10 protein-coding genes are annotated in these 12,404 nt (G+C 61.0%); 4 read left to right on the top strand and 6 right to left on the bottom strand.

Translation table 11 applies throughout. From position 1 onward, the window contains the following. Positions 1 to 83: 83 nt before the first annotated feature. The 5 genes from QEZ49_RS06715 to QEZ49_RS06695 all read right to left on the bottom strand — a co-directional run bounded on the left by QEZ49_RS06715 (position 84) and on the right by QEZ49_RS06695 (position 5,375). A complete protein-coding gene (locus QEZ49_RS06715) occupies positions 84 to 974 on the bottom strand; it encodes a TatD family hydrolase (RefSeq protein WP_280385353.1) in 891 nt (296 codons plus the stop codon). 91 nt (positions 975 to 1,065) lie between these two features. Then, positions 1,066 to 1,989: an EboA domain-containing protein gene (locus QEZ49_RS06710; protein ID WP_280385351.1), complete on the bottom strand. Its 924-nt coding sequence runs from the start codon at positions 1,987 to 1,989 to the stop codon at positions 1,066 to 1,068. A gap of 124 nt (positions 1,990 to 2,113) precedes the next feature. Then, on the bottom strand, positions 2,114 to 2,986 hold the full coding sequence (locus tag QEZ49_RS06705) for a UbiA family prenyltransferase (RefSeq protein WP_280385349.1): 873 nt from the start codon (positions 2,984 to 2,986) through the stop codon (positions 2,114 to 2,116). Next, complete coding sequence (eboE, locus tag QEZ49_RS06700) at positions 2,959 to 4,161, bottom strand: metabolite traffic protein EboE (RefSeq protein ID WP_280385347.1); 1,203 nt, start codon at positions 4,159 to 4,161, stop codon at positions 2,959 to 2,961. The genes QEZ49_RS06705 and eboE overlap by 28 nt, the downstream gene beginning before the upstream one ends. Beyond that, positions 4,161 to 5,375 (bottom strand): 3-dehydroquinate synthase, encoded by a 1,215-nt coding sequence (locus tag QEZ49_RS06695; protein ID WP_280385345.1) that lies wholly within the window; start codon positions 5,373 to 5,375, stop codon positions 4,161 to 4,163. Before QEZ49_RS06695 ends, eboE begins: the two co-directional genes overlap by 1 nt. Before the next feature lie 502 nt (positions 5,376 to 5,877). On the opposite strand from QEZ49_RS06695, the gene QEZ49_RS06690 reads away from it, so the two are divergent. From QEZ49_RS06690 to idi, 4 genes are all read left to right on the top strand, one after another. Next, positions 5,878 to 7,296: a PQQ-dependent sugar dehydrogenase gene (locus QEZ49_RS06690; RefSeq protein WP_280385343.1), complete on the top strand. Its 1,419-nt coding sequence runs from the start codon at positions 5,878 to 5,880 to the stop codon at positions 7,294 to 7,296. Between the two features lie 310 nt (positions 7,297 to 7,606). Continuing rightward, positions 7,607 to 8,059, top strand: a complete 453-nt coding sequence (locus QEZ49_RS06685; protein ID WP_280385341.1) for a c-type cytochrome — start codon at positions 7,607 to 7,609, stop codon at positions 8,057 to 8,059. Between the two features lie 28 nt (positions 8,060 to 8,087). Next, a complete protein-coding gene (locus QEZ49_RS06680; protein ID WP_280385340.1) occupies positions 8,088 to 9,506 on the top strand; it encodes an alkaline phosphatase family protein in 1,419 nt (472 codons plus the stop codon). Beyond that, complete coding sequence (gene idi, locus QEZ49_RS06675; RefSeq protein ID WP_280385338.1) at positions 9,506 to 10,033, top strand: isopentenyl-diphosphate Delta-isomerase; 528 nt, start codon at positions 9,506 to 9,508, stop codon at positions 10,031 to 10,033. Before QEZ49_RS06680 ends, idi begins: the two co-directional genes overlap by 1 nt. Positions 10,034 to 10,468: 435 nt before the next feature. Here the strand turns inward: idi and QEZ49_RS06670 are convergent, their stop codons facing one another. After that, positions 10,469 to 12,028: a DUF6513 domain-containing protein gene (locus tag QEZ49_RS06670; RefSeq protein WP_280385337.1), complete on the bottom strand. Its 1,560-nt coding sequence runs from the start codon at positions 12,026 to 12,028 to the stop codon at positions 10,469 to 10,471. Positions 12,029 to 12,404 lie beyond the last annotated feature (376 nt).

Genomic DNA, 12,404 nt, shown 5'->3' with positions numbered 1-12,404 from the left:
GACTTCGCCGGCTGCTGCGGCGCACAAACGGAAGCGGGCGCGCTGATCGCGCAAAGCCCGCTCCTCAATACCTTCCCTATCGGTCAGCTTTTCTCTTCGACGCGCGGATCCTGCCCGCCACGCAGAATTGTATTTCCATCGTAACGCGAGCGCTGATCCACGGCCGTACTGGCCCAGTCCTGCTCGCTCATCTGACCGCTCTGGCCGTACGCGGCCAATGCATTGCCATAGGTCACCTTGCGCACATCGTCAGCCGATACGCCCGCCGCTGCCAGCAGCTCCGCCGTCTTCGGTACCGACAGCGGATCGGAGATGCCCCAGTCGCACGCGGAATCGACGATCAGCTGATCGGCGCCGTACTGGCGGACGATTTCCAGCATACGCGGCGCGGTCATTTTTGAATGCGGGTAGATGGAGAACCCAGCCCAGAAACCGCGCTCCGTTACTTCGCGCACGGTCTCTTCGTTGACGTGATCGATCACAACCCGGTTGGGCGCGAGATTGTGCTCGATGATGATGTCCATCGATCGTGATGCGCCCTTCTTCTTATCGCGGTGGGGCGTGTGCACCATGACCGGAAGATCCAGTTCGCGCGCCAGATCGAGTTGCAGGCGGAAATACTTTTCCTCAAGCGCGGTTTGCTCGTCGAAGCCGATCTCGCCGATGGCCACCACGCCTTCCTTGGTGGCGAACTCCGGCAGAATTGCCATCACATCTTCGGCCAGCGCCTCGTTGTTGGCCTCCTTCGAATTGAGACCGATGCAGCAGTAATGCTGGATGCCGAACTGACTGGCGCGAAAGCGCTCAAAGCCGAGAATGTGAGAAAGATAATCGCGATAGCTGCCGACGTTGGTGCGCGCCTGCCCAATCCAGAAAGCCGGTTCGATCACAGCCACGATGCCCGCTGCGGCCATCGCTTCGTAATCATCGGTGGTGCGCGAGATCATGTGCGCATGCGGGTCGATAAAGGGCATCGGAAATTCCGTCCTGTTCTTTCATGCCTGCTCGACGAACATCGTATCAGATGCGCAGCGCCGACACATGCTGTTTGTGATATTATCCGCTTCAGGGCAGGCTGGGATGATCGGATAGCTTGGCGATGCCGGCATCATACAGCCGATCCCAGGTCAATTCGCCAGAACGGATCGATGCGGTCAGCGGTCCGTCAGCATCAAGCAGTGCAAGTGCTTCGGGCGTCGCGCATTCAAACAAAGCCAGCGCACCCGCGCGATGCTCGTCCCGATCCGCGGATCGGAACACCCTAGCCAGATCGTCCAGATAGCGATTGCCGGCAAACGGCCCAACACAACGCCACAGCTCGGGACTGACAACGCGGCCCGCCGCCCAGCGCTCGTGCGCATAGTCGACCAGCATGCGCGCCAGATCAGCGTTGCGGCGCTCGTCCAGCTTCACGATGGGAACCAGTGTGCTGTTGATGAAGAGCGTCTTCACAACCATCTGGTTCCACATCGCCTCGCTGAACTGCTCGGCGGGATAAGGGCTGTTGTGCGCAACGGCTTCGAAGATTGGCTGCACAGCGGAGCGAATGCCCTCACCTGCCGTCGCAAGATTTGCTTCCGCGCGCGGATACAGCGGCAGGCCGCGCAGCAACGCGAGCTGCTCACCGATTTCGCCGGAGCGGAACAGGCGATCAAGCCGCGCAGCGAAGCCTTCTGCGCCCGCCGATGAATCAGCGCTCGCCAGCAGCAGGAAAACCCGGGCCGCCTGATCAGCCGACCAGTCGCGCGCATTGAAGCCCGGCCGCACCGCTGCAGCGACTGCCAATTCCTGTGCTGTCAGATCAAGCGGCGCTTTACCGACCTTACGCGGCGCCAGCCCGATCGACATGGTGAGCACGGGCGCATCGGGAGCGGCTGCGATTTTTGCGGCCTGATCATCCAGCCACTGGAGCGCTTCCGGACTGACGCGCGCAGTTAGCCATCCGCGCAGCAAGCCCATCCGGGTTGCGATTTCAGATCCATCCTGCATCGTTCAGCTTCCCCCGCTCGCGTATTCCGGAGCGATCGCGTGTTTCCGCAATCGCGATGCACTGCCGCCTTGCATGAGACCGATGTTGCACCGTTTCGGATGTAGGGTCCAAAGCAGCAATGGTCTAGGTCGCGGGTACGAACCGTTGCAGAACCAGCGTGAGCCCGAAACAAAGGAGGCATGCGATCGCCGCATAATGCACGCCCGTCGTGGTCGCGAATAGTGCATCAACCAGCGAAATTGCTGCAATAAGCAATGCGACCGCCTGCGATACGTCACCCGTAGCGCGCCGCCGCAGAAGCGTTGCAACACGCCAGCCGACCGCCGCAAGCATGACATAGATCAGCAATGCGAGCGGCGAGAATGCTCCGGCGACGGCCGCAACAATAACAGGCGCCGCCAGCAGCGAAAGCGGCCACAGGCTCGTGACACGATCAACGTTTTCCATCCGCGCCGTGAACGTGAGCCCGGCAACGTAAGCCAGCACGGCGGCGGCCGGAACGAGCACATCGAACTGCACGTCCGGGAACACCACCAGCCCCGCGGCGACATAAACCAGCGCGCGGCATAGTCCCATCACGAACGGCGCAACCGGATTGCCCTTGTGATGCCAGTTGTAAAGGATGATGGCACCGCCCAGCGCAAGCCCCGCAAGGCCCGCCTCCTCGCGCTCAAATGCCAGCAGCACGATGCCGAGGACCAGCAAAGCCGCGCCGACCGCAAACACCAGCTCCGGCGCGATACTGCCAGAGGGGATGGGACGTTCGGGACGTTCACGCGCATCGATCTCGCGATCAAAGGCATCGTTGAGATACATGCCGCCGACGTACATCAGCGAAATGGCCAACGCGGTGACGGCCGTGGATAGCAGTGCGCCGCCGCCGGCCAGCGCACTGGCGGCGATCACGTTGCTCCACACCGTCGGCAGGTTGGAAACGCGCCCCAGCAGCAGCGCAGTGCGCCATGGGCCTATGCGCCCAGTTGCTCGCGAACCCATTGCAGCTCCCGCGCGATATCGTTGCTGATGTCGCCAGCCCGCAGATCGGTGGGCAGCACATCCCAGGTGTAGGTTTCAACTTCGAGGTGAGGCGCGAGTGCGCTTTCCCTGCATGCAGCCAGCAGATCGATCAGCGGCGCGTGGGTCGATTGCAGCACGCCCGACGCCTGCCAGAACAACGGCACATGGCAATGCACGCGCCATTCCGTGGCTTGTGCACTGCCATCGAGCGCGGCGATTGCCTCGGGCAGATCGAGGTAGCGGGTCAGCTCGCCACCACGTTGGGCCACGGTCTGATGCAGATAGACGCCATCGTCGAACGCCAGCAGAAGCCGCGCTGCCTCCGCGTCGGGCGTGGGAACGCGCAGCGCAGCGCTGAGCTGGATTTTCGGCACGGCGATGCCGGCCTCGCGCAGGCGCGCCATGCTGGCGACGGGATCTTCGAACTCGACAGCGGCATGACAGACATCAAAACAGACGCCCAGATGCTGCCGCAGACGCTGCTCAGCCACCATGAGGTCGTCGATGTTGGCGGCATGCGCGAAAGCTTTTACGGCGGCAGGCGCAAACACCCGACCGTTGAAGAACGCGATCGCCTCGTCGGTTGTCTCAAGGAAGCAGTGCGGTTCGGGCTCAAGCGCCAGGCTGATGTGCTTGCCGGTCGCTTCGCTCAACGCGTGAAGCTGCGCGGCGCAAGCGATCAGGTTATCGACGATAGCGGCGATGTCGGGTTCGGTTGCGATAGCGGGCTTGAAGCCGCCCGGCACGGTGCTGATGCTGCCAGCCATTCCGTCGGGCAGCAGCACGCTCAAAATGTACGCCGCCGCATCGGTGAAGCGCAGACGTTCCTGCGTGCGCCAGTCGGGCTCATAGACCTGCTCTTTCACGCGCGTGGCGTGGAAGGTGCCGTAGGGAAACGCGTTGACGGTGAAGACGTAGAAGCCGGCGGCATCCAGAAACGCCTTTAATTCCCGCAACCGTTCGGGATCAGCGAGATCATCGACCGCGGCTGCCGAAAGCCGCAAGCCGACACCCATCGGTGCATCGGGAGAAACCTGCTGCTTGACCGCCGGCAGATTGCGACGGAGCGCGGCATAGATTTCCTCCCAGGTCTCACCGGCGTGGATGTTGGTGCAATAGGTGAGGTGTGGCGTACCGGGCAGCGACAGCCGCATCAATTACCGTCCTGTGGACGTAGCCATTCGATCGCTTCATCGATCAGCGCGTGGTCCATTTCATGCACATCCACGCTGATGCCGAGATCATTCAACAGTGTGATGGTGAGCTGACCGCCCAGATGCTCGCGGAACTCTTCAAGACCCGCCAACAGCAGGCGCTTGCCCGCATCGTTGCGCATATCGCAGGACGGATGCCACAGATTGAAGCCCAGCCGTTCCAGCAGCGCCCGGACGCGCTCGTCTCCGCCCGGAGGCATCAGGCCCGCCAGAACGGAATAACGCGTATCAATGGCGACACCGATGGCAACCGCCTCACCGTGGCGCAGATCATAGTTGGACAGCGCCTCCAGCTTGTGCGCGGACCAATGACCGAAATCCAGCGGCCTGCCGCTACCGCGCTCAAACGGATCGCCTCCACCGGAGATCTGCCGCATGTGCAGCAGCGCGCAATGGCGGATCAGACGGTCGAGCGGTTCAGAGGTGAATAGCGCCAGCGCCTCGGCCTTCTCTTCAAGCCAGTCGAAGAATGCGCCGTCGCGGATCAATGCCACCTTTACCGCTTCGGCCATGCCGGCGCGCTTGTCGCGTCCTGGCAGCACATCAATGAAGGCTGAATCGTTGATGACGGCAGCGGGCGGCACAAACGTGCCCAGCATATTCTTGAAGCCGAACGCGTTGACGCCATTCTTCACACCGACGCCGGAATCGTTCTGCGCCAGAACCGTGGTAGGAACGCGAATGTGCCGGATGCCGCGATGGGTTGTTGCGGCCACATAGCCAATCAGATCCAGCAACGCGCCGCCGCCGATGCCGACCACGTAGGCATGGCGATCCATCTTGTAGCTCACGAGCAGGCGCTGCAGGCGCTCAACCAGCGCGGGATCGTTCTTGCATTGCTCTCCGCCCGGAACGAGCTCCGGCGGCCCGACCAATTCCATCGCATCGGCATGCGCAGCAGCATAGGCTGCGATGCGCCGCTTGAGATCGGGCATCTCGCGCACGAGGCCTTCGTCGATAAAAAATATTGTGCGCCGCCGCGAACCGGAACCCGATCGTTCGATGGATTCGGCAAGGATCTGATTTCCTTCCGAAAATAGATCCCGCGTGAAATAGACCGGAAACTCGTATGGCACCGTGAAGCGCTGAACGAAAGCCCGCTCTTCGCCGGTGCATTCGATTTTCGCTAGTGCATCGCTGACCGATGAAACCACTTTCGCCGCTTCCCCTTCCAACACCCTGCATTTGCAGTGGTATTTTTGACCCAGAAACAAACCGGGCTGGCTTTACTTCTCGCATCTTGGACAGCGCCAGCATTCGTGTCTGCGCGGTACAAAGACGGAAGCAACCGGCCTTAATCATGCGCGGTTTGCCAGGGGCAAGCAACGGTTTTGCTTCATCTTTTCGCGCGTGGCCACGGTGCACGCGTTGGACTGTTTCAATGTTTGGAAAAAATCGAAGGAATAAACAGCAAAAATGCTTACCTCGTCAGCCAAAACGAGGTCAATTTGTGCAATTCGTGAGGGGGTCCATTGCCGCAGTGACATTCATTCACTAGCGTTCGGCTTGCGTGGCGAGGCGCTCCACAAACACTCGGTTAGCTGAGTAATTGGATGCGATTTCGTTCGCAACGTGAAAAATGGTCGCTACGCGACAGATCGAAGACATCCGATCGCAGGGCGACTTTCAGAGACTTATGAAATGGGAGAACGCTCTATGAGAATGCGGTTGCTGCATGCCGCTTCGATGGGCATGGCCCTCGTTGGAGCACTGGGAACGACCGCTGCGGTCGCCCAGACTGTGCCGACAGAGCCATCGCAGGTCGCACGGCCGCCTGGAAAGCTTCCAGGTGATCCGAAGATCGCCCTCGTCAAGGTTGCTGATGGTTTCAACGATCCTGTTGGCGTCGCTTCGGCATTTGACGGTTCGGGTCGTATCTTCGTCGTCGAACGCGTCGGCAAGATCAAAGTCGTCAAGGACGGCAAGACTCTTGAAGCTCCGTTCCTCGACCTGACCAAGAACACGCCTCTCGGCTCGGAAGTCCAGACGGGCTTCGTTGAGCAGGGCCTCTGGTCCGTGGCGTTCCACCCGAACTTCAAGGAAAATGGCCACTTCTTCGTGAGCTATTCGTCCTTGCCGTTCAATGGCGCGCACATCATCGCCCGCTACACTGTTGATCCCAGCAGCCCCGACGAAGTGACGGTCGAACAGGCCAACAAGTCGGTCAAGGTGATCATGAACATCCCGCAGCCGTACTATAACCACTACGGCGGTGGCATTGCGTTCGGTCCCGATGGCTATCTCTACATCGGCAAGGGTGACGCTGGCTGGGAGGGCGACCCCCTCAACGCCGGTCAGGACACCAAGGTGCTGTGGGGCAAGATCCTGCGCATCGACATCAACACGCCTGACGATGTTGCCTACTCTATCCCGCCGACCAACCCATTCGCGAAGGCCTATCAGGACCGCATGATGGCCCTGTTCGGCATCACCGAAGAAGGCTTCTCCAAGATTCACATGGGCGCACGCCCTGAGATCTGGGCCTACGGTCTGCGCAACCCCTACTCGCTCGACTTCGACAAGAAGACGGGCGCGCTGTTCATCGCTGAAGTTGGTCAGAACCACTGGGAAGAGATCAACTGGCAGCCTGCAGACAGCAAGGGTGGCCAGAACTACGGCTGGAAGTTCAACATGGGCACGCACTGTCACCCGTCGCTGGGTCCTGATGACAAGTGCCCGATCGTTGGCACGCTGCCCGTCGCAGAATATCCGCATCAGGAGCCATATCCGGGTGCAGAGAAGCTGAAGGACGGCTGGGGTTGCTCGGTTCAGGGTCTTGGCGTTGCCAACTATGCCGGCATGAACAACGTGTACCTGACCGGTGACTGGTGCTCGGGCCGCGTGTTCGGCACTGGCTGGGATGGCAAGAAGTGGCAGATCCAGGAACTGCTGCAGACCTCGCTGCAGTTCACCTCCGGTAACGTCGACGAAGACGGCACCGTTCTGGCTGTGAACTGCGACTGCTTCTACACGGACGACAAGGGCCCGCTGGCTAACCCGCCGGGCGCTCTGTGGCGTGTCGTAGCTGCTGACAAGGTGCCTGCCGGCGCCGAAGTCGCCAAGACGAAGAAGTAATCGCTAGCCGATCGCTTCGGCGGCAGGGCCTATTGCTTGAAGAGCTGATGCTTGCAGAAAGCTATGCTTGTAGAGTCTGGGCCCTGCCCCCACATCTGAACCTCAAGACCACGGCATGACACTTGGTGATTGCAGTGGTTTTAATCGATTGTGCTTCTGTTCGGAAAACGGGTGCCACCTATTCCGCGGCTGCACTGTGAAGTGTGCTCAACCCAGGCAATCGGCCACGCAATTGGCCTTCAGTTTCCTGGGCGCACTCTATCTTGAACGTGCACCGATCCCGGGCGCACTTTAGGAAAGTTCCGCCTCCATGCCGGTCAAACTTCGCCACCTTTCTGCTGCCGCGTTTGTTGCGTTTGCCTTCGCTGCCACTGTTCCCGCAGTTGCAGTGGAGTTCAAAAGTGCGCTTGACGACTCCCCGATCGACATGGATCCGATCAAGGGGGAAGAGTTCACGGACGCCGTGAAGAAATTCCATGAGACGGGCGAAAACCCTTACAACGGCAACGCCGATGAAATTGCTGCCGGTCAAAAGCTCTACAACGCCAACTGTCAGGTCTGTCATAAGCCGGACGGTTCAGGCGGCATGGGCCCAGCGCTGAACGACGACGCGGTTGTCAATCCGCGCGCCAACACAGACGTCGGCATGTTCGAGATCATTCACTCCGGTGCCGCTGGTGCCATGCGTCCGTTCGCCAAGCGCGGCATGACGCAGGATCAGATGCTGAAGATCATCGCCTTCATCAATACGCTCAAGAAGTGAGTCGGCTCAGCCGCAACAATCGTCAGTGATGCAGTCTCTCCTGGTTCTCAATATCGTCGGCCTTACGCCGGAACTCATTGGCGATCACACACCCAACCTGAAACGGTTCGCGCAAGCGGGCGCAATGCGCCCCTTGCGTACTGTGACGCCCGCCGTAACCTGCTCCGCGCAGGCGACGTTCCTGACCGGGTTGCCGCCCGGCGGGCATGGCGCGGTGGCGAACGGCTGGTTCTTCCGCGATCTTTACGAAATCTGGCTCTGGCGTCAGTCCAACCGCCTGCTGAGCGGCGAGCGCGTGTGGGATGCCGGCAAGCGGCTCGATCCCGCGTTCACCTGCGCCAACATGTTCTGGTGGTACAATATGGCGTCGGACGCGGACATCGCTGTCACGCCGCGCCCGATCTACAAGGCCGATGGCCGCAAGCTGCCGGATTGCTACGCGCAGCCTTCGCAGCTTCGCGATGAGCTGACGGAAAAGCTCGGCCCCTTCCCGCTGTTCTCATTCTGGGGCCCCGCGACGACGGTAGCGTCCTCGCGCTGGATTGCGGACGCGTCGCTGCATGTGATGGAGCTAAGCGATCCGACGCTGACGCTCGTTTATCTGCCCCATCTCGATTACTGCCTGCAGCGCGTCGGCCCGGACGATCCGTCGATCGCCAAAGATCTGGCTGAGATCGATGCGGTAGCGGGCAGCCTGATCGATGCGGCCGCTGCGTCCGGCCGCGATGTGATCGTTCTATCCGAGTACGGCATCGTGCCGGTCAACAAACCCGTGCACATCAACCGCGCGCTGCGTGAAGCGGGGCTGCTAGCGGTGCGCGTGGAACAGGGCGGCGAATTGCTTGACCCGCCACAGTCGCGGGCATTCGCGGTGGCCGATCATCAGGTGGCGCATGTGTATGTGCCAGACCCTGCGCATATTGATGAAGTGCGCGCGCTGCTGCTGAAGCTGGATGGCGTGGCCGAAGTCTGGGGCGAGGAAGAAAAGCGCGCCAACGGGCTGGCGCATGAGCGCTCGGGCGAACTCGTCGCCATCAGCGAACCCGACGCGTGGTTCACGTATTATTATTGGCTGGATGACGCGCGCGCGCCGGATTTCGCCCGCTGCGTGGAGATTCACCGCAAGCCGGGCTACGATCCGGTCGAACTGTTTCTCGATCCGGCAATCAAAGCCCCGAAACTTGCAGTAGGGTGGCGCCTGTTGAAACGTAAGCTTGGCTTCAGATCGTTGCTAGACGTGATTCCGCTGGATGCATCGCTGGTGCGCGGCTCGCATGGTCGCGCCGATACGCCGGAAGCGCGCAGCCCGGTAATCATGTCGTCGCGGGCGGACCTTCTGCCCGCGGGCACATGTGAGGCGACTGCCGTGAAGCAGATCATGCTCGACCATATTTTCGGGCGGCAGGCGAGCGATGGCGCATCGTCATCACAGAGGCACACGCCGTGATGATCGACGAGCTGGAACACGTCATTCTCGTCGACCCCGACGACCGGCCGCTGGGCACCGAGCGCAAGATTGAAGCGCACGTGGAAGGCAAGCTGCATCGCGCATTTTCAGTGCTGATCCACGATGGCAATGGACGCATGCTGCTGCAGCAACGCGCGCCGGAGAAGTACCACTCAGGCGGGCTGTGGACCAACGCATGCTGCGGGCATCCGCGTCCCGGCGAGACGGCGATCGACGCTGCGCGCCGCCGTCTGATCGAAGAAATGGGCATCGATTGCCCGCTGGTGCCTCTGCATTCGCTGACCTATCGCGCCGATGTTGGTAACGGCCTCATTGAACATGAGGTGGTGCATCTGTTCGTCGGCCATTGGGACGGCGCTGTTGCCGCCGATCCGTCCGAAGTTTCCAACTACGCCTGGAAGACGCTGGACGAAACGAGGGTCGAAGCGCGCGACGAACCGGAGCGCTTCACCGCTTGGTTCCGCCTGTATCTGGATCGACAGGATACTGACTGGTTTGCAGCTTAGGCTTTTCTTTCTTTGCACCGGCGACACCGCTCCGGGGCGCCGGCCGCCGGTGCATTTTATCGCACTGGCGACTCCACTGCGAGAGCCGGCCACCAGCGCTGATTGGTGCGCACCAAACCTGCTCGGCTCCGCACATCGTCATCCCGAAGACGGTCGGGATCTACGCCAGCTTCAACACCGGATCGGGTGAAGGTGCGTGCGTTCTTCTTGGCCGCGCGTCCCTCCAGCCAAATCATTGCGGAGACTTGCGTGGATCCAGACCTGCGCCGGGGGGACGTAACGCTATATTTGCGCTGTCCGGTCAGCTGGCCGCCTGCGCAGTATGGTGCACATTCCAGGGACCCGGCCGCCGTGCTTGATTGTCGCCTCGCATCGATGAGCGAAACCACGAGTGGCGCTTAAGTGGAATGGGGCTAGCGGGAACATGCCCCGCAATTATGCGCCGTCATCAGCTGTCTTGGCTTCGGCAGTCGCTTTCGTACCGGCATCTGCCGCAGCCTGCCCGGCATCGAGCGCCTCGGATTTATTTGCAGCATCCGGCTTGGCAGCAGCGGTTTCAGGCTTTGCGTTCGACGTCTCGCCGGCAGTCGCCGCGTCGTCCTTCTTGCCGAACGTGCTGCCCGCTTCCTTGAACTTCATCGCGTGTGCATCGTCAGCCGAGCCTTTGGTGCCGGCCACGATGCCGAACTCCAGCGGTTCATCCTGGGCATATCGCTTTCCGAGCTTGTGCGCGATCTCGGCGCGCGCAGTTTCTACGCCCAGATAGAATGCGTGGCCCGCGTCGGCCCGCGTATCAATGTGCGGGAACAGCTCGAACGGATCCTGCCCAACCGCATGACCGTTGCGGTTGTAGATGTGAATGCCATCCTCAGCGACTTCGATGCGATAGTTCTGGTCGCGGATCTGACTGGCCAGAAACTCGATCTCTTCCGGCGTCGATGCAAAACCCTTGCGGTCACGCAAAGCCATCAGACCGCCGCCGAACCCTTGCGGCAGCGCGTTCGCCTGCTTGGCCGCGTAATATTCGCGCCGCGCATAGTCGAATTCCTTGATCGCGGTACGGCAGTGCGGGCTGACCTGCACCGCCAGCACCGCAGTGATGTTCAGCTCCGAACAGATGCCCATCAGCAGCGCATTGATGCCGGTGGTGTCAGCGTCGGTGAGTTCGGTCAGGTTGCCGATGCCCATCAGGATCGGAATATCCGGCCGTCGCATCCGAAGATCGTAATAGCGTGCCACCGAAGCGGCGAAGCCATAATGGATCGGGTCAAGGATCGGATCGGCATAGTACGGCCGCCCCTTCGCGATCATGATGTCGATGACGCGATCGAGCGATGCCATATCGGCCGCGCCCGATGACACCAGCACCGGCGCTGCCGGACCCTCATCGACAATCGAGATGTTCTTTTCCGACAGGCTCAGCAGGAAGTCGGCGCCTGCACGCGTCGCGCGCGATAACTCCTCGGAATTGAAACTGTCGACGCTGACGCGCGCGCCGTCGGAATGCAGCGCGGCGATGGTTTGTTCCAGATGCGGAAACGGACTGTCTGGCAGACAGCCAAGATCGATCACGTCGGCGCCTTCTGCGCGTAACTTGCGCGAACGCTCGATGATCTGATCGATCGACATCGCGGTTGCATCGACGATCTCCGCGAAGATCGTCATGTTGTGCTGGGAGAGATCCACCTTCTGCCGCGCCTGCCCCAGATATTCGGGCAGGTCGGCGATCTCATCGGGGCCACGCTCAAATCGCGTACCGAAAAAATCCGACAGCCGCTCAAGGTCGCCACGGAAGCGCCCCGGCATGATCACGCGGTCGACGCCGTCCGGCAGCTTGAGGCGCCGCTCGACGATGTCGGTGGTCATCAGTGCAGCCACCTTGACGCCCACGTTCGCGACAACGGGCTCGATGGTTTCACCACCGAGCTCGTTCGCCATTCTTTTCACCCGCGGTTCCGCCAGCGAACCGGTGACCAATACGACGCGCTCTGTCATGGGCCGAATGTCTCAATACCAGGGGGCCGCCGCAAGGGCCCCGCCTGCATAGAATTGTGAAGCAGAGGTTGCGAACAATTTGCTCATTACCGCAACTCCAGGCCGCATTCGGCAGAAAAATGCTTCGAAAGCCCCGCAAATCAGCAGGGCAGCGTTGTAGCCGCTGGCAACTATAGCCGCTGAAAGCCCCCGCGGAAATTGAACCGACGTCGCGGAGCAGAGCTTTAGCCGACATCGGCCTCATTTGCGGGAACACACCAGCCAACACAACCGAGTTTGAAACCTCTTCGGCAGCGAATGTACCTGCCGCACCCATGACCACGGCGAAGATCACGGCGAAGTGCTTTCCCTCACTCCATCGGGGGCAGTAACAATT

Source organism: Hyphomicrobium sp. D-2, from assembly GCF_029872155.1.
Taxonomy (GTDB): Bacteria; Pseudomonadota; Alphaproteobacteria; order Rhizobiales; family Hyphomicrobiaceae; genus Hyphomicrobium_A.
Note: the sequence above shows the minus strand (reverse complement) of the source record. Positions and strands in the feature narration are given on the sequence as shown.